The sequence below is a fragment of the Paenibacillus sp. J31TS4 genome (genome assembly GCF_018403265.1).
Classification (GTDB): domain Bacteria; phylum Bacillota; class Bacilli; order Paenibacillales; family NBRC-103111; genus J31TS4.
On record NZ_BOSI01000001.1, the window covers coordinates 614717 to 634314 of the forward strand.

The window sequence follows — 19598 nt, forward strand, 5'->3', positions numbered from 1 at the left end:
TGTCTTTATATAGGACCGATTCCTCGGTGATCATCTTGCGTGCAACCCCTTACAAAAGGGAGGAAACGGATGTTTGCCGCTACGTGTCCGGACGCAGCAGGCTCCGGAGCGCGGGCTTCAGCTCGGGGAATCGGAACCGGTAGCCGGCCGCAAGCGCCCGGCTGGGGAGCACCCGCTGCCCCTTGAGGAGCAGGTCCGCCATATCGCCCAACAGGAGCCGGAAAGCCGCCGAGGGCAACGGGAGATAGTGCGGCCGGCGCAGCACTCTGGCCGCCGTCCGGCCGAACTCGTCGTTGGTCACCGGATGGGGAGCGGTACCGTTGAGCGGCCCCGACGAGACCGCGCCGTCCAGCGCGAGCAGGATCAGCCCGATCAGATCGTCGATGTGGATCCAGCTGACCCACTGGTTCCCGCTCCCCAGCCGTCCTCCCGCCATCAGCTTATAGGGCAGCAGCATCTTGGGCAGGGCGCCGCCGTCTGCGCCCAGCACGAGGCCGACCCGCAGCTTGACGAGACGCTGGACCCGGATGCCGTCCGCCGCCGCCTCCCATTCCCGCACAACATCGGAGAGAAAATCCACGGCTTTCGCCGGACTGCTCTCGTCATACGTCTCGGTCTCCGACGTTCCGTAAGCAGCCATGCTCGAGCCGTTCACGACGACGGCCGGCTTCCTCTCCAGCTTCTCGATGGCGGCGGCCAGCCGACCCGCGGCTTCGATCCGGGAGTCTAGAATGCTCCGTTTGGCGGGTTCGGTCCAGCGCTGATTGATCGTCTCTCCCGCCAGATTGACTACTCCGTCTATTCCTTCCAGCAGATGAGGGTCGGCTTCGAGCTGATTCCACGTCAGCCAGCCGGAGGCGTCCCCGCCTTTCGCCCCGGCGCTTCGGGACAGAATGATCACCTCATCCCCTCTCGCGCTCAGCGCCTTCGTCAAATGCCGGCCGATAAAGCCGGTTCCGCCTGCCACCGCTACTCTCATGCCGCATCACGCTCCATTCTCCGCTTTCCGCCCAGACAACACTTGGACGATTGGCTTTCTTCCCCAAGCTTATCACGTTTCCCCGCCCGCCGGACTGCCCCCCGCAAACAATTTGACCCGCATCTATGGTTCGGTGGAGGAGGACATGTTATGATAGACACGACCTTCTGGTCCGGCGTTTCAGGATTGAAGACAAACAAGGGAGGGGAACCATCCGATGAGCCGGCGCTTTGTCATCGAAGCCGTCCTCGTTGCCATCTACGGGCAGCTGCTGGTGCCGAGCCGTCCAGTCGAGTATCTGCTTCCGTATTCCACCATACAGGAACTGTACGAAATGAGAGACAGCGACGAGCCGGTCATGCCCGATCCGCAAGAGGACGCGCATGTCAAATCGAAGATTGGCGAGCTGATCGCCTTTTTCGAGGAACCGTTCAATAGAAAGAAGCTGGAGCGCGCGCTCCAGGTGCCGTGGCGCAAAAGCCCGCCGTTTCCGATCAGCGACAACGTAACGTTCATCGTCGTCAACACACTCGAGAACGCCCAGTACGGGGAGCGGTTCGACCCGATCGAGACCGAGCTGGTCCTGCTCTGCATGCGCGAGCAGGCTCCCATGCTTACGGACCAGTTCGAGCTCGAGGACAAGATCATCGAAGCCGGCGTACCCGTCCAGCTGTACGATGTCGAGGATTTCGATTTCGCGCTGGAGGGCGGCATTTCGGAGGAAGACCTGCAGACGCCTTAGTGGAACAACCGTCTGTGGTGGCCTGGGAAGGCGGAGTTCTCCTCCGCCATTTCCCACGCTCGATCCTACAAAAAGCAGGCCGATCGCCTCTCGATCGGCCTGCTTTTCTTGCTGCTGCCGAAACATGCCGGCCTTTTTTTGCTTGTTCGCCAAGAAATGATATGATAGACCAAAGCAACCTAGGCAGTTTCGCATATGTTAGAAACAATACGAATACCGTTCGAGCAGGAGGATACCTATGGGACGTTACCATTTCATCGGGATTAAGGGGAGCGGCATGAGCGCAGCCGCCCAAATTCTGCACGACCTGGGCCACTCGGTGCAGGGAGAAGACATCGAAGAAACGCTGTTCACCGAGACGCCGCTCCGGTCGCGCGGCATTCCGATTTACCGCTTCACCGAAGCACCGCTGGCCGAAGGAGACGACATTACCGTCATCGCCTCCAATGCGTACCGGGACGACCACCCGGCCGTTGCGCGTGTTAGCGAAGCGGGGATTCCGGTCATCCGCTACCACCATTTCCTCGGCGAATGGATGTCCCCCTATACGAGTATCGCGGTCACCGGCTCGCACGGGAAGACGACGACGACCGGCATGCTGTCGCACGCCCTGAGCGGAGTAGAGCCGGTCTGTAGCCTGATCGGCGACGGTACGGGCACCGGTACCCCAGGCAGCCGGTTGTTCGTCTTCGAAAGCTGCGAATACCGCAACCATTTTCTTGCCTATTCTCCCGAGCTTGCAGTCATCACCAATATCGACTTTGACCACCCCGATTTCTTCTCGGATATCGAGCACGTTCGCCAGTCGTTCGAGAAGATGGCGGAACGGGTCAAGCGGAAGCTGATCGTCTGCGGAGACGATCCCCAGGTCAGCCTGCTCCGGACGGCCAAGCCTCTGCTCCGCTACGGGTTCGGCGAAACCAACGAGCTGCGCGCCCTGGACCTCGCGTACGAAAGCGGAATGGCCGTATTCGACGTGGAGCATAAGGGACGCCCGCTGGGCCGGTTCCGGATTCCGTCCTTCGGCCGTCACAACGTGTTGAACGCGCTTGCGGTCATCGGCGTCGCGCTGGAGCTCGATCTGCCGCTCGAGAACATTCGCCGCCAGCTGGCGACCTTCCTCGGCGTCAAACGGCGGTTCTCCGAAACCGAATGGAAGCGCAACGTGCTGATCGACGATTACGCCCACCATCCGTCGGAGATCAAAGCTACGCTCGAGGCCGCCCGCAGCAAATATCCGAACCGCCGGATCATCGGCGTCTTCCAGCCGCATACGTACAGCCGGGTGGAGAAGCTTCTCGAGGAGTTCGCGCTGTCGCTCAGGGAAGCGGACGACGTCTTCCTCTGCGACATCTTCGGCTCGGCCCGCGAGCAGGCCGGATCCGTCACGATCGAGGATTTGCGCGACCGGATCCCGAACTCCCGTCTGCTGGACGAGGACACCGTCTCGCTCCTCTCCGGCTACGAAGAGTCGGTGCTCATCTTCATGGGAGCCGGAGATATCCAGAAATACCAGCGTGTGCTGCAAACGCTGTAAACTTCGGCAGCTGGCCGTTTCCATCGAATAGGCGTCGATTCCCGCTCCCCAGCGTGGTATCGACGCCTTGCTTGTGTCCGGTCCAGCTGGCCTCTTACGGCCGCCAGTCGAGCCGCTGCACCCGGACGCCGTCCCCGGCCCGGTCCAGACGGTACACATCCGGATTCGTAAGCTGGCGCCAGTCTTCGTAACCGAACGCCCCGGTGTAATGCCGCAGCAGGAGCGCCATCAAATTGCCGTGCGTGAAGACGGCGGCAGCCTGTCCTGGCCTCGCGAACAGCTCCTCCACTACCGCCGCTCCCCGGGCAGCCGCCTCCGCCGAGGACTCCCCGCCCTCCAGCCTGGCATGAACATCGTCAAACGATGCGGCCAGCCGTTCCTTCCAATCGGCGACCGGTTCTCCGCTGAGCACCCTTTCCTTCAGCCTGGGGTCCGTCTCCATAGGAACGGTATGTTTCGCGCAAAAGGGCACGGCCGAAGCGACGGCACGGAGATACGGACTGGTCACCACGCAGCCGATGTCCAGCCCGCCCAGCCGATCCGCGAGTAGCCGGGCGTCCCGCTCCCCTTGCTCGGTCAGACCGGCCTCCGGCTCTTGTCCGGTTGTCTGGCAGTGCCGGATTAGATAGATCGTTTCCATTTGCAAGCTCCTTTCGGTCCCGGCACCGCCGGGACCTCTTTGTCTTTTAATTCCCGTTTCAAGTTCCGGCTTGCCCATACCCGCTTCCCTATGGCTGCCGGGTGACTGCCTCTTTCGAACCGGCGGATGGCATTTTTGACCAGTCTTAGGGACATGCTAGGAGGAAGGGGGCTGTTTCAGCCGCCTTTCCTACTCTCCATAAGGAGGCCTTGCCATGACCCATTCCGCCGGCAGTCGCCCGCGCGGCTCATCTCCAGACACTCGGGGCTTCACGCTGGAACGAGTTCCCTCCTTCCGGGATAACAGGCTGCTGCAGCTGGTGCTGCTCGTTTTTGCCGTCTTGTGGACAATTCTAGCGTTTCATCCGGTCGACCGCCGGGATTGGCTCCTCGAGAATGCCCTTATCGTGGCAGCCGTGGCTGCGATGGCTTTTACGTATCGCCTCTATCCGTTCACCAACCGCTCCTATCTGCTGCTCGCGGTCTTTCTCCTCCTGCATGCCGTCGGGGCCCATTATGCTTATGAACATACCCCGATCGACAGCTGGTACCGGGAGACGTTCCATGTCCGTCGAGGCGTCTATGATCGTATCGTGCACCTGACGTTCGGGCTCCTCGTCTTCTTCCCAGTCCGCGAAGTCCTCCTGCACAGGTCGCAGCTCAGCCGGTTCTGGTCGTATGCCGTCCCCTATGCGATCATCCTCGCGATGTCGGCTCTGTTCGAGATTCTGGAAGTTCGGGTGGCGCTCCTCGCCGGCGAGAAGCTGGCGCAGCAGTATCTCGGCACCCAAGGGGACCCGTTCGATTCGCAAAAGGACATGGAGATGTCGCTTCTCGGCGGCGCCCTCGCCATCGTGCTGTCGGTTTGGCTGGCCCGGCGTGCCAACCGGTCCGCTCCTTAGCCGCGCTTGCTCGAGGGCGCTAACCCGAGTTGGGCTGCTAGCCCCGTCAAACAGAAAAGAAGCTTGGCCTCTTCGGTCAAGCTTCTTGCATGGGTACGACGCTTAGCGTACCAGAGCCCACTCGCGAATCTCGTAATCCCGCGCCTTGTGCACCACGTAGGGATCCTGCTCGACCAGCGCTTTCACGTCCTCGTAGGACTCGCCCTGGTAGACGACAAGTCCGCCGGAGCCGTCTACGAACCGGCCGTAGACGAACAGCTTGTCCTCCTCCTTGAGCTTCTGCAGATACTCCAGGTGGGCCGGCCGGTATTCCTGGCTAAGCGCCTCATCCTTCATCGGCAAAAAAACAGCGAAGTACTTCATCCTTCTCCTCCTATGTACGCTAGTAGTCGGGATGGAGGGCCATGAGCCCTCCGGGTCTCGCCGCCCGCCTGGCGGGCAGACGGCGAAGCACGGCTCGCTTCCGGAGCGGGCCGTCAGCCCGTTCCTCCCATCCGCTGGAACGACCGCTTGGGCAGCCGCCACTTGAAATGCACGGATAGCATTCTCATAGTGATGACGACAAGGAACAGGACGACGATCTCCATCGTAGACCTGGCGAAGCCGAGTCCGATGCAGATTCCAGCGAGAATCGACCATCCCGCGTATATCTCGTCTCTAAGCACCAGCGGCTTGCGCCTGGCAAGCACGTCGCGGATGATGCCGCCTCCCGCACCGGTCAGCATAGCCGCCACGATACAGGCACTGAGCGGATGCTGCATGGTGACTGCATATAGCGCTCCCTGGATCGAGAATGCGGCGAGGCCGATCGCGTCAAAAAACGATTCCCAAGTCCGCCAGCGCTGAATCCAGATGGACGGCAGCAGAAAGATCAGCGTCATGGCAAGCAGCGCTATCTTCAGCAGCATTCCCTGCTCCCACAGCATGGTGACCGGGACGCCGATCAGCAGATTACGGACTACTCCGCCGCCAAAGGCCGTCACCAGGCCCAGCACATAGACGCCCAGAATATCATAGTCCTCTTCCATCGCCACGATCGCGCCGCTTGCCGCAAAGGCGATCGTGCCGATTACGCTCATATACAATACCCAATCCACACTTGTGCCTGCCTTTGATCTTGTTTGTCAGCCGTCAAGCTGTATAGTATCATATTAAAGCATGATAGGGACCCGAGCCAGACCTATTTTTCCCTGCCGGAGGAGAGATTCTTGATGAACGTACACGAAGCGATCAGCACCCATTCCCGCAAGCAGCAGGAGCACCTCGAGCGCTTCCGTCTGCTGGACGAGCGGCGGGAGGCAGCCATTGAAGCAGCCATCCGCCAATGCCTGGCGGGCGAGGCGTTTGATACGGCCGCCATCAACGAGGCGACCGCGGCCATCAACACCCACGCCAAAAACGGCATCTCGCCGACCCGCGTCTACGTTACGGAGGATATGGTTCGCGAGGCCGCAGCCAAGCAGCGCGCCTAATCGAGGTGCAGACACGACAACCCCCTTTGCCGACCGGTCGAACCGGTTTGGCCAAGGGGGTTGTGTCCTAGTTGTAGCGGTACGCCTGGGACGAAAGCGTCAGCGATTGTCCCCGTCGAACAAGTTGCCGAGTCCGCCGAGCACGCTTCCTTCTTCCTTCCGTCCCGATACGCCCGACGCCGAAATGACCCGGTCCGCCAGTCGGCTGAACGGAAGCGATTGGATCCAGACGGTGCCGGGTCCGCGCAGCGTAGCGAAGAACAAGCCTTCGCCGCCGAACAGCGCTGTTTTGATTCCTTTTACGAATTCGATGTCGTAATCGATGTCCTGCGTCATCGCGACTAGGCAGCCGGTATCGATCCGGATGACTTCACCCGGCGCGAGCGTCCTTTCCACGACTGTCCCGCCGGCATGCACGAAGGCGAGACCGTCTCCTTCGAGCTTCTGCATAATAAAGCCTTCGCCGCCGAAGAAGCCAGCCCCCAGCTTGCGCTGGAATTCGATGCCAATGCTGACGCCCTTGGCCGCACAGAGGAACGAGTCCTTTTGGCAGATCAGCTTGCCGCGCAGCATGCTGAGATCCATCGGCAGAATTTTCCCCGGATAGGGAGCAGCGAACGAGACACACTTTTTGCCGTAGCCTCCGTTCGTATACACCGTCATGAAGAGACTCTCACCCGTCAACAGCCGTTTCCCGGCGCCGAGCAGTTTGCCCATCAGTCCCTGTCTCGAATTGCCGTCTCCGAAGATCGTCTCCATCCGAATCTCCGCATCCATCATCATGAAGCTGCCGGCTTCCGCGACGACGCTTTCCTGCGGGTCCAGTTCGATCTCCACCAGCTGCATTTCGTTTCCGATTATCCGGTAATCAATTTCATGCGCGTTCATCCGTGCGCCGTCCTCTCTTTGTCGCGGCTCCCGTCAGGAGCCAAAATAGTCTCGTTCCAGGTCTTCCAGCTCGTGCAGAGCCTTGGCCGCATAGGCGGCCCGTTCCTCCGCCAGTTCCTTCAGCTCCGCCTTTTGGCGGTCCACCGCTAGTCTCAGGGAGTCCCGATAATCCGGAGCCTCGCCTTCATACGGAAGAAGCGTATCAAGCGGCATCCAGGCAATCTCCCGTTGGGCGAGAGCTTTGCGCTGGTGGAAAAACGCCACGTCCGCCCGGCCGGGCTGGTGCAGGTTGCCCTGGTCCGGGTGCTTGACGACCGCCTTCACCTCGACCGCCGCCTTTTGCTTCGCTTCGTTCCATTCAACGACCTGCCCTATGTATATTCCCGTCTTGTATGAGGCGGTTACCCAATCTCCCGGCTTCCCGGTCATGTTCCATCCTCCTTTGCTGCTGGTAGTCGAGTCCTCATGCCGCTGCATCCGCGACGGTTCGTCATTCCGACTGGCCGGCATCCTCGGCGAGAAAGGCGTACAGCTCGTCGGCACCGCCCATCGCATACCGGACACGGAGCAGCTTGCCATCCTGGATCACGGCAAGCCCCGGCACGGAGCGGACCTGCCAAGATTCGACCAGGCGGGGAGCGTAATTGACGTCGCAGGCGAAGAGCGGAAGGTCCGGCAGCATGCGCTCGACGACGCCGAGCATCCGTTCGGCGACCTTGCACGTTCCGCACAGCGGCGTGTACAGGAAGACGCCGGCACGGTCGCCGTGCCGCTCCGCCCAGCCGAACAGCTCTTCCTCCGTCACTTGCTTCATCGTCCGCTTCCCTCCTCTACCAGACGGTCCTCTTCAAGCCCGGGTCTCACGCTTCGCCTGAACCCAGCTGAGACCGTCTTCCACTTCGTCTCTCGGCAGCTGTCCGGCTTCCAGCCTATCGTCCTCCATGGCCAGCAAGCGGCGGTAAAAGCCTTCCGCCTGCTCGGCGGCATGTTCGCCCCCGTGACCCTCCAGCCAGTCGCCGTAGTAATTCTCCGCGTCGGCGAAGCGCCCCTCGGCCTCCAGATACCGGCAAATCTCGGAGAGCGTCTCCGGCTCCAGCACATACGGCTTGAGCGAATCCAGCAGTTCGCCGATCTGCTCGTGATAAGGCTGCAGCTCGTCGTTGGCTCCGTTATGGTGCGCCTCAAGGTACAACCGGAGCGCCTTGTGGTAATACGGGTAGGCGGACTCCGGTCCTGTATCTTCCGCTGCCCAGTCGCCGTTTTCCTTGAGCACTCTCGCCGCCAGGATGAGCCGATCGGTCTCAAGACCGTTCGCATTGCTGAGCAGCTGGATGAGGTCCTTCTCCGACAGCGACTTCAGCAGGCTGAGGCTGAGGCCGAGAGACCGGCCGAGCCATTCGTCCAGCTTGGCTTCGGCCAGTTCCTGCTTGTGCTGCTTGCGCAGACCGAGCACCTCGCCAAGCACGTTCGTAAACTGCTGAATCATTCTCATCAGGTAGTCACGCTGATACAGCCTCTTCGCCTCCTCTTCTAGTACGGCCGATCGGCCTGCAGGTTTCGGGCCAACTCAGCCGAGTTCCCGCTCGATCGCCTGAATGAGCTCTTCGTCGTTCGGTGTCACACGAGGCGAGAAGCGGGCCGCGATCTCACCGTCCCGAGAGATGAGGAATTTCTCGAAGTTCCACGACACTTCGTCTCCCGGCTCCGCGTGCTCTGTCAGCCAGACGTAGAGCGGATGCTTGTCCGGTCCGAGCGTATGCAGTTTGTGATAGATCGGGAAGGTGACGTCGTAATTCAGGGAGCAAAACTGCTGGATCTCCTCCATCGTCCCCGGCTCCTGCCCGCCAAAGTCGTTGGACGGGAATGCCATCACGAAGAATCCCCGGTCATGATAGCGGCGGTAGAGCTCCTCCAGCCCTTTGTACTGCGGCGTCAACCCGCACTGCGAGGCCACGTTCACCAAGAGCAGCACATTGCCCTTATAGTCGCGCAGCGTCTCCGGGGAGCCGTCCGCGTTCTTAAGCTCGATTTCAAACAGCGATCCGTTCATTTTCATTCCTCCTCGATCTAGGATAGTTTCATTATAACCCATTGAATCCCGCTTCGCATGGTTGCCGTGCCGGGACAAAACGTTTACAATGAAGGCGAATCGAACGTAAGGGCAGGGGAAAATCCATGAGCGAACCGAATAACCAAGAGCCGAAGAAGGTCAGCCTTGCGGATGCCGTCCGCAACAAGCTGGCCCAGAAGAAGCAAGCGCAGGCGGCCATTAAGGCCAATCCGCAGGCTGCTCAAGCCAATATGAAGATGAAGAGCCAGATGACCAAGAAAGTCAACAACCAGCGCCGCCGGACAGGCGGCAGCTAGGCGGCCTCACGGCCGCGGGAACAGCAAAAAACCGCCTACCGGCGGTTTTTTGCTGTTCTCTGGCATGGTTTCCCTCACGCCCACTGACGGCGTTCGATACGCAAACAAAGGCGGCGCTGCCTGGCAGCACCGCCTTTTGCTTGGTCGGTTCCGTACCGATCTTACAGAGCGCCGGCAAGCAGCTGTTCGCGCTGCTTTTGGACGTCCTTGTTCTCGAGGAATTCATCGTAGCTCATCTGCTTGTCGATGATGCCGTTCGGCGTAATCTCGATGATCCGGTTCGCGATCGTCTGGAGGAACTGGTGATCGTGGGACGTGAACAGCAGCGTGCCGTCAAAATCGACAAGCCCGTTGTTCAGCGCCGTAATCGACTCCAGATCCAGGTGGTTCGTCGGTTCGTCCATGATGAGCACGTTCGAAGCGGACAGCATCATCTTGGACAGCATGCAGCGTACCTTCTCTCCTCCGGACAGGACGCTGGACTTCTTGAGCGCTTCCTCGCCCGAGAAGAGCATCCGGCCCAGGAAACCGCGGATGAACGATTCGTCCTGCTCTTTGGAGTATTGACGCAGCCAATCAACAAGCGGTAGATCGTTATCGAAGAAGCGGGCGTTGTCCTTCGGGAAATACGCCTGCGACGTCGTGACGCCCCAGCTGTAGGTTCCCTCGTCGGCTTCGACTTCCCCCATGATGATATCGAACAGAGCGCTCGTCGCGTTCCCGTGCGGGCCGACGAATGCAATTTTGTCGCCCTTGTTGACAACGAAGCTGATCTTGTTCAGCAGTGGCTCGCCGTCAACCTGCTTGGTGATCGAGTCGACCGTCAGCAGCTGTTTGCCGGCTTCGCGCTCCGGCTTGAAGTTGATGAACGGATACTTCCGGGAGGACGGCCGGATGTCCTCAAGAGTCAGCTTCTCGAGCAGCTTTTTCCGGGAGGTCGCCTGCTTCGACTTGGACGCGTTGGCGCTGAAGCGGCGGATGAAGGCTTCAAGCTCGAGACGCTTCTCTTCGACCTTCTTGTTCGCTTCCCGCGTCAGCTTGAGCGCAAGCTGGCTCGACTCGTACCAGAAATCGTAGTTGCCCACATACAGCTGGATCTTGCCGAAGTCGATGTCCGCGATATGCGTGCAGACCTCGTTCAGGAAGTGACGATCGTGGGAAACCACGATGACGGTGCCTTCGTAGTCACCCAGGAAGTTCTCCAGCCATTTGATCGACGCGAGGTCCAAGTGGTTGGTAGGCTCGTCAAGCAGAAGAATGTTCGGGTTGCCGAACAGCGCCTGCGCAAGCAGCACGCGCACCTTCTCGTTGCCGCTCAGCTCTTTCATCTGCTGGTCGTGCAGATCCCGCGGAATGCCCAGTCCGATGAGCAGCTCGGCTGCGTCCGCTTCGGCCTCCCAGCCGTTCAGCTCTTGGAATTCTCCCTCGAGCTCCGCAGCCCGCATGCCGTCTTCATCGGAAAAGTCGGGCTTCGCATACAGCGCGTCCTTCTCCTGCATGATCTGATACAGGCGCGTATGGCCCATGATCACGGTCTGGAGAACGGGATACTCGTCGTATTCAAAATGGTTCTGTTTGAGCACCGCCAGGCGCTCGCCCGGCGTGATGGATACTTCACCGCTATTCGGCTCGATCTCTCCCGAGAGAATCTTCAGAAACGTCGATTTGCCGGCGCCGTTGGCGCCAATTAACCCATAGCAGTTGCCTGGGGTGAATTTAATATTTACGTCTTCGAACAACGCGCGGCTACCGTACCGCAGCGTGACATTGCTTGTACTGATCATTCTGAGCATGACCGCCTTTACAGGATAATAAGGGAGACGCACTCCCATACGCCAACTTCTATCATAACATAGACAGCCGCTGGATGGAATGGCGGCCTCCCTGTCCCCTTGTCGCGGAAGAAACACGAGCTTATTACCCAACGAAACATGCGTCCTTTTCTTATCCCCGGCACTGCATGGAAGGCTTCTGCATAAAAAAGGAACGCCAAGTCAAACTATGGAAAACCGTTAACGGGAGGATCTGCCCATGGATCAAGTTACGTTGGCGCGCGCCTTGTTCGGCAGCTCCATGGCCTTTCATATCATCTTCGCCACGCTCGGGGTCGGCGTTCCGCTCATGATAGCCGCTGCCGAGACACTGTTTCAGATCAAGAAGGACAAGGATTACGAAACGATGGCCAAACGATGGACCAAAGGCTTCGCGGTTCTGCTTGGAGTGGCCATTCCGTCCGGCACGATCGTCGGCACCATGCTGACTCTGCTCTGGCCGGGCTTCATGGAGATCGTCGGCCAGGTGATCGCCCTGCCCTTTCAGATCGAAATTTTCGCCTTCTTCCTCGAAGCGCTGTTCATGTCGATCTACGTCTACGCCGCGGATCGGCTGAGCCCCGGCATGCGCATCCTCAGCGTCACCCTGGTCGCGCTCGGCGCAAGCGCATCCGCCGTGCTCATTACCGACGCGCAGGCGTGGATGAATACGCCGCAGGGCTTTCGGTACGACAATGGCGTCGTTACCGACGTCCATCCGTGGCAGGCGTTTTTTAACCCGAGCTTCTTTGTCACAGCCGGTCATGTGCTCGTGTCCGCCTATATGACGGGCGCGTTCGCCATCGCCTCGATCGGCGCCTACCAGCTGCTCCGCGGCCGGCACTCGGAGCGCGTCTTTGCCTACCACCGCAAAGGGCTGTTCCTCGGCCTCGCCATCGGCGGCATCATGTCGCTCCTGACCGCGCTGAACGGCCACGAGACCGCCCAGATGCTCCATAAGCACCAGCCGGAGAAGCTCGCTGCCTCCGAGGGACTGTTCCACACTACCGCATATGCGCCGCTCGTCGTCTTCGGAACGCCCGATCCGGAGGTTGGGGAGGTCGTCGGCGGCATCAAGCTGCCCTGGATGCTCAGCTTTCTCGCGACAAACCGGTTCGACGGCGTCGTGAAGGGACTGTACGACTACCCGCGAGAGGACTGGCCGCCGCTTTATGTGCATACGCTCTTCAACCTCATGGTGGGCATTGGTACCCTTCTGATCGGCTACGCTCTGCTTGCGGTGCTCTACCGATACATCCGCAAGCGCCCGTTCCCCCGCTGGCTGCTTCTCCTCTTCCTGACAGGAGGGCCGCTCGCGATGATCGGCATCGAGACAGGCTGGATCTTCAGCTGCAGCGCCCGCCAGCCGTGGACGATCTACCATATCCAGCGCACGTCCGAGGCCGCGATCAAATCGGGCAATCTGGGAATGCTTTTCGTTCTCTTCTTGTCCATTTATGCGGTGCTGCTCGTGCTAACCGTACTCGTGCTGACGTTCTACTTCCGCCGGCATCCCGTCTCCGCCGTTCTCGATAAAACCACATAAGGAGGCCGCACATGGACAATTCCACGATCGCGATCGTCATCATCTGGGGCATGGTGTTCATCTATTCGATTCTCGGCTCAATCGATTTTGGTGCCGGGTTCTGGGCGATGGTCTACAAAACAGATGCGAACGCCGGGAAAATCGCTAACCGGTACCTGTCTCCTTCCTGGGAAGTGACCAACGTCTTCCTCGTCCTGCTCGTTGTCTCGCTCGCCGCCTTTTTCCCGCATTCCGCGGGGATTCTCGGCACCATTCTGATCGTCCCGGTTTGCCTTGTGCTGCTGCTTCTCCTGATTCGCAGCGCCTTTCTTGTCTATTCGTTCTCAGTCAAAGCGTACGGCCGCGTGCTCAACATCGTCTCGGGACTGACCGGACTTCTCATCCCCGGCCTGCTCGTAAGCGTGCTCCCCGTCACGCTCGGCGGGTTCATCGATACGGCAGGCGAGCATCCCTCGCTGCCGCTCGGCCGGCTGTTCTCCTCCCCGAGCCTGTACGCGCATGTCGGCTTCGGGCTGTCGGTCGAGCTGTTTCTGTCGGCACTGTTTCTCGCGGACTATTCGCACGAGGCCGAGAACCGGGAGGCCTACCGGCTGTTCCGCCGCGCCGCGATCGGCCTTGGCCCCACTGCTCTCGGCATGGCGCTGCTGACCGCCTTCACCATGGTGCCGGAGGCGCACTGGATCGTCGAGAATATGCAGCGTCAGGCCCCCTGGTTCCTCCTCTCGGTGGCGGCATTCGCGGTTGGCTACACAGCGCTTTGGTGGAAGCGCCGGGATGGAGGCCACGGCTTCCCCCGCGTAGCGGTAATCTCCGTCGTCGCCCAACTCGGGCTCGCCAGCTACGCTTACGGCGCCGCTCACATGCCGTATATCGTCTATCCGTTCAGCACCGTGGAGCGCGGCTTTACGAACGATGCGATGTTCTATTCTCTGCTCGGCGGGTACGTGGTAGGCGCCCTTGTCTTCCTGCCGGTTTTTTATCTCTTCTGGCGGCTGTTTCTGAAGGACAAGCGCTACCTGAAGACCGAATAGCCGCTTCAATGCGATTGCCATTGTCTTGGAAGTGACTTCGTCCTCTTTCCGGTGTTTGATTGACGAAAAAGGCCGCAGTCCCGATTCCGACGGGACTGCGGCCGTTCTTTCGTTGCCAGCAGGGGACATTCCACGTTCCTTCTTGTGTTCCCTCGCTGTATTGCCTGAAACGTTACAGCTCGGCACAGGCAATTGGGAGTCAGCTTCTGGCCGAAGGGGAGTCAGCCCTGCTCTTTGCTCCGTTCGATCTCCTCCACCAGCTCGGCGAGCTCGGCCCAGCGATCGGTGGTCCGCTCCAGCTCCTCGGCGGCCAGCCGCTCTTCCTCAAAAAGCGTCTGAACGGCGCCAAAGTCGCTGCCCGCTTCGGCAATCCGGGCGCGCAGCTCCTCGACCTTGTGCTCGAGCTCCGCTATGCGTTCCTCAATTATCTCCCATTCCTTCTGCTCCTTGTAACTAAGACGGCGCGCCCGCTCCCGGCTGCCGTGTGGCTTCGCCCCTCCGCTTTCGGGCGTCTCGCCAGCCCGGTCACCGGAAGCGATAACTCCGCCCGCTCCCTTGCCCGCGCGAACATCCGGCTGCACCGCCTGCTCGTCCTCGGCCCGCTTCCTCTCAAGGTAATCGGAGTAACCGCCCTCAAAGAGCCGGATGCGCCCTTCTCCCTCGAACGCGAACAGCCGGTCTGCCGTCTTGTCCAGGAAGTAGCGGTCGTGCGAGACAGTAATAACTGCGCCGGGAAACTGCTCCAGGTACTCTTCCAGAATCGTCAGCGTCTCGATATCCAGATCGTTGGTCGGTTCGTCGAGCAGCAGCACGTTGGGCTCGCCCATCAAGGTCCGCAGCAAGTAGAGCCGCCGGCGTTCGCCTCCGGACAGCCGTCCGATCTGCGTCCACTGGGCGCTGGACGAAAATAGGAAGCGCTCGAGCATCTGGGACGCCGTGACCACGCTGCCGTCCTTCAGCCGGATCGTCTCTGCCGCTTCCTTGATGTATTCGATGACCCGCATCGATTCGTCCATATGGAGCGTCTCCTGCTTATAAAACGCCAGTTTGACCGTCTGCCCGACCACGAGACGGCCCTCATCTGGCTGGAGCTCGCCGGCCAGGAGGCGCAGCAGCGTCGATTTGCCGCTTCCGTTGCGGCCGATGACGCCGATCCGGTCACGAGGCATGACAATGTAATCGAAGCCGTCGATGAGCTTGCTGCCGCCGAGCGTCTTCGACACGCCCTCGAGCTCAATCACCTGCTTGCCGAGCCGGCTCGCAGTCACGGCAAGCTCGAGCTCTCCGTCCGTTTTGCCAGGTCCCTGCTCCATCAAGTCCTCGGCGCGCTGGATGCGCGCCTTTTGCTTCGTTGTTCTCGCCTTGGCGCCGCGGTGCAGCCAGGCCAGCTCGCGACGAAGCAGATTCTGCCGCTTGCTCTCGGAGGCGGCCTCCTGCTCTTCGCGCTCGGCCTTCTTCTCCAGGAAGACGCCGTAATTGCCGTCATAGCTGTACAGCTTGCCGCGGTCCAGCTCGAGAATCCGGTTGGCCACCCGGTCGAGGAAATAGCGATCGTGCGTTACGAGCAGGAGCGCACCCCGATACCGAGACAGATACTCCTCGAGCCATTCCACTGTTTCATTGTCGATATGGTTCGTCGGCTCGTCCAAAATGAGAAGGTCCGCCGGATGCAGCAGTGCGGCCGCGAGTGCGACACGCTTGCGCTGGCCCCCCGACAGCAGGGAAGCATCCTGTGCAAAGGCATCGATGCCGAGCTTTGAGAGGATCGTCTTGGCCTGTGTCGACGCTTCCCAGGCGCCGAGCGTATCCATACGGGACTGAGCCTCGAACAGCTTGGCCTGCTTCCTGCCGTTATCCGGATCCCGCTCCAGCTCATGAAGAGCCAGTTCGTAGTCCCGTACTGCCCGCATGACGGGCGTATCCGCCTGGAACAAATAATCAAGAACGGTCGTTCCCGGCTCGAATTCGGGCGACTGCGGCAAGTAGTCGGCCCGAAAGCGGTTCGCGTGGATGACGGATCCGGCATCCGGCGGCTCCAGGCCTGCGAGAACGCGCAGCAGCGAGGTTTTGCCCGTGCCGTTGACGCCGATCAGGCCTATGCGCTGGCCTTCCGAGATGGAGAAGGAGATGCCGTCGAACAGAACCTTGGTGCCATAGCTTTTGACCAATCCTTCTGCGGAAAGCAAATGCATGATCAGTCCCTCGCTTCCTCGGTAGCGTAAGCGTCCAGAAGGCGGATCGTATTCCAGAGCGCATCCCGGTGGGTGCGCTCCATCCCATGAGACGCCTGGACTCCCGGCCCCAGCAAAGCCGCTCTCAGATTGCTGCCCGCGCGTACGGCCGCGGTAGCATCGGAACTGTAATAGGGATAGATGTCGACGGCGAAGCCGAGGCCATCCCGCTCCGCGAGCCGGATCAGCTTGCTCGTCATCTCGTAATCGTAGGGACCCGAGGAGTCTTTGGCGCAGATCGAGACGTCCCGCTCGGTGCAGGATAGATCGTCTCCGATCGCACCCATGTCGATCGCAAGCAGCTCGCGCAGCTCGGGAGGCATGTAGGAGGACCCGTGGCCCACCTCCTCGTAGACCGACAGAAAGACATAGAGCGTGCGCGGCGGAACGACCTCGCGCCGGACGTACGATTCGAGCAGACCGAACAGGCAGGCGACGCCGGCCTTATCGTCCAAATGCCGCGACTTGATCCACCCGTTGGGTAGAAATACGGTACGCGGATCGAACGAGACATAGTCTCCCGTGCGAATGCCAAGCGCCGCCACGTCCGCGCGGTTCGCTGCTGATTCGTCCAGCCGGATCTCCATGTTCGCCTCCTCGCGCTTCAGGTCGCGGGCGTCGGGGAAGACGTGTACCGACGGGCGGGTGCTCTGGATCGTGCCGCTGTAGGTCCGGCCATCCCGGGTATGGATGGTGCAGTACTCCCCTTCCACAGAATGCATCGAGTACCCGCCGACGGGTGTAAACCGCAGGCGCCCGTTTTCCTTAACCGAACGGACCATCGCTCCCAGCGTATCCACGTGCGCGCTCATACCGAGCGCCTCGTCGGAACGGCCGGGCAGCTTGATCAATGCGCTTCCCTTGGGAAGCCGCTCGCACGCTAGCCCGAGCTTGGCCGCTTCCTCCTCCACAAGCTTCATAATGGGACCGAAAAAGCCGCTCGGACTCGGCACGGCCAGCAGCTTCTCCAATATGCCGAGCACATATTCCTGATTCAATTCCTCTGCTTTCATATTCGGAACTTCCCTTCTCGAGTAATAAAATTCATCCCGTTCGGCCGAATTGGACCCGACGTCCGGGGTAATGTACAATGGTAGAACCCTATTGCAAGATGACAACTCTATTACCGGAGGTGCGACAAAATGAACCAACCTTTACCCCCCAAGACATGCAGCATTGAGCGTCTGGTCACCGTCCAGGAGGATGCGAGAAAGGTACTGAACGGCCAAAAAACCGCAACACGGCGCAACGGGAGGTACGCCGATCCCGGCGAAGTCATGGAGCTGCAGGGTCGGGCGTTTGAAGTCCACCGCGTGTATCAGCAAACGCTCGGCGAGATGACCGAAGCGGACGCCTTAGCCGAAGGCTTCCCCAGCCTGGAAGCGTACAAGACTTATATTGTGTCGATGCACAAAGGGATGAAGTGGTCGCCGGCCATGAAGGTCTGGGTCCACGAACTCCGCTCCGCCGGACAGACCGTCCAATAAGCGGCCTTCTCGTCAACCACATTCCCACATTGCGTAGCCTCCCGATTACGGGCGGCACTCCTTGCATACTACACCGTTTCGGATCCGGTTTCAATCGCCGGCCGGTACGCCCGCCTAAGCTTGGTCAGCTTAACGGGTACAGAAAAACGCATGTCCCACTTAGGGTCATGCGTTTTTGTTAGCTCCATTGCTTCTTGAGGGCCTACGGCGCTCGACTCCAAATGTCAGAGGTCGGCTTCAACGCCTCACGGACCGCCGGCGCGCATTCACTCCCATACTATCACTGGACAAGACGCCTTCGGTGCGAGGTGCGCCAGGCTATCGCATGGAAAAGGCGCCTCCGGCGAGTGGTGTGACGCTGCGGGACGGTAGCCGCTCATGCGGGTATTAAGCCCGGAGGGACCAGGCCTCGACGTCCCAAAGCTTGGTGACCCAGCCTTCGTAGAAGTCCGGCTCGTGGCAGACGAGCAGCACCGTACCCTTGTATTCCTTTAGGGCGCGCTGCAGCTCTTCCTTCGCCACCACATCAAGATGATTTGTCGGCTCATCGAAGAGGAGCCAGTTGCTCTCGCGCATGAACAGCTTGCACAGCCGGACTTTGGCCTGCTCGCCGCCGCTCAGCATGCTCATGGGCCGAGTAATATGCTCGTTCTTGAGGCCGCACCGGGCCAGTGCCCCGCGCACCTCATGCTGGTTCATATGCGGAAATTCGTTCCATACTTCGTCGATCGGCGTCTTGGAACCCGCCTTGACCTCCTGTTCGAAGTAGGACGGGTACAGGAAATCACCGAGATAGGTCGTGCCGCCGAGCGGCGGAATCTTGCCGAGTATCGTCTTGAGCAGCGTCGATTTGCCGACGCCGTTGCAGCCGACGATCGCGATTTTGTCTCCCCGCTCAATAGTCATGTCCATCTTGGGCAGTAGCGGAGTGGAATACCCGATCTCCATCCCTTTTGCCTCGAAGACGATGCGTCCGCTTGCGCGCGATTCCTTGATCGCAAACGTCGGCTTCGCCGCCTCCTCGGGACGGTCGATCCGATCGATCCGGTCCAGCTGCTTCTGCCGGCTCTTAGCGCGGCCTGACGTCGAATAACGTGCCTTGTTCCGCTGGATGAAGTCTTCCTGTTTCTTGATGAATTCCTGCTGCTTCTCATAAGCGTCGATATGCTGGTTCTTGTTGATATCCGCCATTGTGAGGAACTTCTCGTAATTCGCACTGTATCGGGTGAGCTTGGCGAATTCCAAGTGGTAGATGACATTGACCACCTGATTCATGAAGTCGGTATCGTGGGAGATGAGAACGAAGGCGTACGGATATTCCTTCAGATAGTTCGTCAGCCACTGGATATGCTCCACGTCCAAATAGTTCGTCGGCTCATCGAGAAGCAGAACGGTCGGCTGCTCAAGAAGAAGCTTAGCGAGCAGCACCTTGGTCCGCTGACCTCCGCTTAAGCTAGCCACGTCGCGCTCGAGACCGATCGCGTCGATGCCGAGGCCGTTCGCCATCTCCTCTACCTTCACATCGAGCAGATAAAATCCGCTATGATCCAGCTGCTCCTGGATTTCTCCCATTTGCTCAAGGAGAAGCTCCAGCTCCTCCGGTGTCGCATCCCCCATGCGCTCGGTAATGGCCATAAGTTCCTTTTCCCGTTCGAAAAGCGGCAAAAAGGCGCTGCGCAGCACATCCCGGATGGTTTGGCCGGCGGTCAGCTTGGAATGCTGATCCAAATAGCCGTAACGGATGCGGGGTGTCCATTCGACCTTCCCCTGGTCCTTCAGCAGCTGGCCTGTCAGTATATTCATGAGCGTCGACTTGCCGACGCCGTTAGCGCCGACCAGCCCGACATGCTCGCCGGCCAGAAGACGGAACGAAACATTTTTGAATAAGACCCGGTCCCCGAAGCTGTGGCTCAGGTCTTCAACGGTTAGTAGACTCATATTGGCAATGTAAACTCCCTGTCTGGTA

21 protein-coding genes are annotated in these 19598 nt (G+C 60.0%); 8 read left to right on the plus strand and 13 right to left on the minus strand.

Going from position 1 to position 19598, the window contains the following annotated elements:
• Positions 1-79: 79 nt before the first annotated feature.
• On the minus strand, positions 80-979 hold the full coding sequence (locus KJS47_RS02700; RefSeq protein ID WP_213522545.1) for a TIGR01777 family oxidoreductase: 900 nt from the start codon (positions 977-979) through the stop codon (positions 80-82).
• Positions 980-1196: 217 nt separating this feature from the next.
• On the opposite strand from KJS47_RS02700, the gene KJS47_RS02705 reads away from it, so the two are divergent.
• Together KJS47_RS02705 and murC are read left to right on the plus strand one after the other, a co-directional pair.
• Entirely contained in the window at positions 1197-1721 is a 525-nt protein-coding gene (locus tag KJS47_RS02705; protein ID WP_213522546.1) for an ADP-heptose synthase, read from the plus strand.
• 238 nt (positions 1722-1959) lie between these two features.
• Entirely contained in the window at positions 1960-3258 is a 1299-nt protein-coding gene (murC, locus tag KJS47_RS02710) for a UDP-N-acetylmuramate--L-alanine ligase (RefSeq protein ID WP_213522548.1), read from the plus strand.
• A 94-nt stretch (positions 3259-3352) separates the two neighbouring features.
• Here the strand turns inward: murC and KJS47_RS02715 are convergent, their stop codons facing one another.
• Positions 3353-3898 carry a histidine phosphatase family protein gene (locus tag KJS47_RS02715; RefSeq protein WP_213522550.1) on the minus strand — a complete coding sequence of 182 codons (546 nt, stop codon included), beginning with the start codon at positions 3896-3898 and terminating at the stop codon, positions 3353-3355.
• A 214-nt stretch (positions 3899-4112) separates the two neighbouring features.
• Here KJS47_RS02715 and KJS47_RS02720 point away from each other — a divergent pair, with 214 nt between their 5' ends.
• Entirely contained in the window at positions 4113-4799 is a 687-nt protein-coding gene (locus KJS47_RS02720; protein WP_213522552.1) for a DUF2238 domain-containing protein, read from the plus strand.
• A gap of 102 nt (positions 4800-4901) precedes the next feature.
• Here the strand turns inward: KJS47_RS02720 and KJS47_RS02725 are convergent, their stop codons facing one another.
• Both KJS47_RS02725 and KJS47_RS02730 read right to left on the minus strand, forming a co-directional pair.
• Positions 4902-5162, minus strand: coding sequence for a YciI family protein (locus KJS47_RS02725; protein WP_213522554.1), 261 nt, complete (start codon positions 5160-5162; stop codon positions 4902-4904).
• Positions 5163-5275: 113 nt separating this feature from the next.
• The gene (locus KJS47_RS02730) at positions 5276-5878 is read right to left on the minus strand and encodes a trimeric intracellular cation channel family protein (RefSeq protein WP_213524934.1); all 603 of its coding nucleotides are present in this window, start codon (positions 5876-5878) and stop codon (positions 5276-5278) included.
• Between the two features lie 132 nt (positions 5879-6010).
• Between KJS47_RS02730 and KJS47_RS02735 the strand changes: the two genes are divergently transcribed.
• Positions 6011-6271 (plus strand): DUF2533 family protein, encoded by a 261-nt coding sequence (locus KJS47_RS02735; RefSeq protein ID WP_374706960.1) that lies wholly within the window; start codon positions 6011-6013, stop codon positions 6269-6271.
• A gap of 99 nt (positions 6272-6370) precedes the next feature.
• Here KJS47_RS02735 and KJS47_RS02740 read toward each other — a convergent pair whose 3' ends face one another.
• The 5 genes from KJS47_RS02740 to KJS47_RS02760 all read right to left on the minus strand — a co-directional run bounded on the left by KJS47_RS02740 (position 6371) and on the right by KJS47_RS02760 (position 9215).
• Complete coding sequence (locus KJS47_RS02740; protein WP_213522558.1) at positions 6371-7159, minus strand: TIGR00266 family protein; 789 nt, start codon at positions 7157-7159, stop codon at positions 6371-6373.
• Between the two features lie 33 nt (positions 7160-7192).
• The gene (gene kapB / locus KJS47_RS02745; RefSeq protein WP_213522559.1) at positions 7193-7588 is read right to left on the minus strand and encodes a kinase-associated lipoprotein B; all 396 of its coding nucleotides are present in this window, start codon (positions 7586-7588) and stop codon (positions 7193-7195) included.
• Between the two features lie 61 nt (positions 7589-7649).
• The gene (locus KJS47_RS02750; RefSeq protein ID WP_213522561.1) at positions 7650-7973 is read right to left on the minus strand and encodes a thioredoxin family protein; all 324 of its coding nucleotides are present in this window, start codon (positions 7971-7973) and stop codon (positions 7650-7652) included.
• A gap of 33 nt (positions 7974-8006) precedes the next feature.
• Positions 8007-8672 (minus strand): DUF6483 family protein, encoded by a 666-nt coding sequence (locus KJS47_RS02755; RefSeq protein WP_283772068.1) that lies wholly within the window; start codon positions 8670-8672, stop codon positions 8007-8009.
• Positions 8673-8726: 54 nt separating this feature from the next.
• Positions 8727-9215, minus strand: a complete 489-nt coding sequence (locus KJS47_RS02760; protein WP_213522565.1) for a glutathione peroxidase — start codon at positions 9213-9215, stop codon at positions 8727-8729.
• A 119-nt stretch (positions 9216-9334) separates the two neighbouring features.
• Here KJS47_RS02760 and KJS47_RS02765 point away from each other — a divergent pair, with 119 nt between their 5' ends.
• On the plus strand, positions 9335-9526 hold the full coding sequence (locus KJS47_RS02765) for a hypothetical protein (RefSeq protein ID WP_213522567.1): 192 nt from the start codon (positions 9335-9337) through the stop codon (positions 9524-9526).
• Between the two features lie 161 nt (positions 9527-9687).
• Here the strand turns inward: KJS47_RS02765 and KJS47_RS02770 are convergent, their stop codons facing one another.
• Positions 9688-11310, minus strand: a complete 1623-nt coding sequence (locus tag KJS47_RS02770) for an ABC-F family ATP-binding cassette domain-containing protein (protein ID WP_213522569.1) — start codon at positions 11308-11310, stop codon at positions 9688-9690.
• Between the two features lie 247 nt (positions 11311-11557).
• Between KJS47_RS02770 and KJS47_RS02775 the strand changes: the two genes are divergently transcribed.
• Both KJS47_RS02775 and KJS47_RS02780 read left to right on the plus strand, forming a co-directional pair.
• The gene (locus tag KJS47_RS02775; protein ID WP_213522572.1) at positions 11558-12883 is read left to right on the plus strand and encodes a cytochrome ubiquinol oxidase subunit I; all 1326 of its coding nucleotides are present in this window, start codon (positions 11558-11560) and stop codon (positions 12881-12883) included.
• 11 nt (positions 12884-12894) lie between these two features.
• Positions 12895-13914, plus strand: a complete 1020-nt coding sequence (locus tag KJS47_RS02780) for a cytochrome d ubiquinol oxidase subunit II (protein ID WP_213522574.1) — start codon at positions 12895-12897, stop codon at positions 13912-13914.
• A gap of 221 nt (positions 13915-14135) precedes the next feature.
• Here KJS47_RS02780 and KJS47_RS02785 read toward each other — a convergent pair whose 3' ends face one another.
• Positions 14136-16106: an ABC-F family ATP-binding cassette domain-containing protein gene (locus KJS47_RS02785; RefSeq protein WP_213522576.1), complete on the minus strand. Its 1971-nt coding sequence runs from the start codon at positions 16104-16106 to the stop codon at positions 14136-14138.
• 2 nt (positions 16107-16108) lie between these two features.
• Positions 16109-17158 carry a M42 family metallopeptidase gene (locus KJS47_RS02790; protein ID WP_213522578.1) on the minus strand — a complete coding sequence of 350 codons (1050 nt, stop codon included), beginning with the start codon at positions 17156-17158 and terminating at the stop codon, positions 16109-16111.
• 129 nt (positions 17159-17287) lie between these two features.
• Here KJS47_RS02790 and KJS47_RS02795 point away from each other — a divergent pair, with 129 nt between their 5' ends.
• Positions 17288-17632, plus strand: a complete 345-nt coding sequence (locus KJS47_RS02795) for an ASCH domain-containing protein (RefSeq protein WP_213522580.1) — start codon at positions 17288-17290, stop codon at positions 17630-17632.
• A gap of 387 nt (positions 17633-18019) precedes the next feature.
• Here the strand turns inward: KJS47_RS02795 and KJS47_RS02800 are convergent, their stop codons facing one another.
• Positions 18020-19570: an ABC-F family ATP-binding cassette domain-containing protein gene (locus KJS47_RS02800; protein WP_213522582.1), complete on the minus strand. Its 1551-nt coding sequence runs from the start codon at positions 19568-19570 to the stop codon at positions 18020-18022.
• Positions 19571-19598 lie beyond the last annotated feature (28 nt).

Bases quoted from the DNA above. Each gene is read 5' to 3' on its own strand.
- KJS47_RS02725 (WP_213522554.1), bottom strand. From the start codon at position 5,162: ATGAAGTACTTCGCTGTTTTTTTGCCGATGAAGGATGAGGCGCTTAGC.
- KJS47_RS02790 (WP_213522578.1), bottom strand. From the start codon at position 17,158: ATGAAAGCAGAGGAATTGAATCAGGAATATGTGCTCGGCATATTGGAG.
- KJS47_RS02700 (WP_213522545.1), bottom strand. From the start codon at position 979: ATGAGAGTAGCGGTGGCAGGCGGAACCGGCTTTATCGGCCGGCATTTG.
- KJS47_RS02795 (WP_213522580.1), top strand. From the start codon at position 17,288: ATGAACCAACCTTTACCCCCCAAGACATGCAGCATTGAGCGTCTGGTC.
- KJS47_RS02720 (WP_213522552.1), top strand. From the start codon at position 4,113: ATGACCCATTCCGCCGGCAGTCGCCCGCGCGGCTCATCTCCAGACACT.
- KJS47_RS02730 (WP_213524934.1), bottom strand. From the start codon at position 5,878: ATGAGCGTAATCGGCACGATCGCCTTTGCGGCAAGCGGCGCGATCGTG.
- KJS47_RS02740 (WP_213522558.1), bottom strand. From the start codon at position 7,159: ATGAACGCGCATGAAATTGATTACCGGATAATCGGAAACGAAATGCAG.
- KJS47_RS02765 (WP_213522567.1), top strand. From the start codon at position 9,335: ATGAGCGAACCGAATAACCAAGAGCCGAAGAAGGTCAGCCTTGCGGAT.
- KJS47_RS02705 (WP_213522546.1), top strand. From the start codon at position 1,197: ATGAGCCGGCGCTTTGTCATCGAAGCCGTCCTCGTTGCCATCTACGGG.
- kapB (WP_213522559.1), bottom strand. From the start codon at position 7,588: ATGACCGGGAAGCCGGGAGATTGGGTAACCGCCTCATACAAGACGGGA.
- KJS47_RS02775 (WP_213522572.1), top strand. From the start codon at position 11,558: ATGGATCAAGTTACGTTGGCGCGCGCCTTGTTCGGCAGCTCCATGGCC.
- KJS47_RS02800 (WP_213522582.1), bottom strand. From the start codon at position 19,570: ATGAGTCTACTAACCGTTGAAGACCTGAGCCACAGCTTCGGGGACCGG.
- murC (WP_213522548.1), top strand. From the start codon at position 1,960: ATGGGACGTTACCATTTCATCGGGATTAAGGGGAGCGGCATGAGCGCA.
- KJS47_RS02780 (WP_213522574.1), top strand. From the start codon at position 12,895: ATGGACAATTCCACGATCGCGATCGTCATCATCTGGGGCATGGTGTTC.
- KJS47_RS02750 (WP_213522561.1), bottom strand. From the start codon at position 7,973: ATGAAGCAAGTGACGGAGGAAGAGCTGTTCGGCTGGGCGGAGCGGCAC.
- KJS47_RS02715 (WP_213522550.1), bottom strand. From the start codon at position 3,898: ATGGAAACGATCTATCTAATCCGGCACTGCCAGACAACCGGACAAGAG.
- KJS47_RS02760 (WP_213522565.1), bottom strand. From the start codon at position 9,215: ATGAAAATGAACGGATCGCTGTTTGAAATCGAGCTTAAGAACGCGGAC.
- KJS47_RS02785 (WP_213522576.1), bottom strand. From the start codon at position 16,106: ATGCATTTGCTTTCCGCAGAAGGATTGGTCAAAAGCTATGGCACCAAG.
- KJS47_RS02770 (WP_213522569.1), bottom strand. From the start codon at position 11,310: ATGATCAGTACAAGCAATGTCACGCTGCGGTACGGTAGCCGCGCGTTG.
- KJS47_RS02735 (WP_374706960.1), top strand. From the start codon at position 6,011: ATGAACGTACACGAAGCGATCAGCACCCATTCCCGCAAGCAGCAGGAG.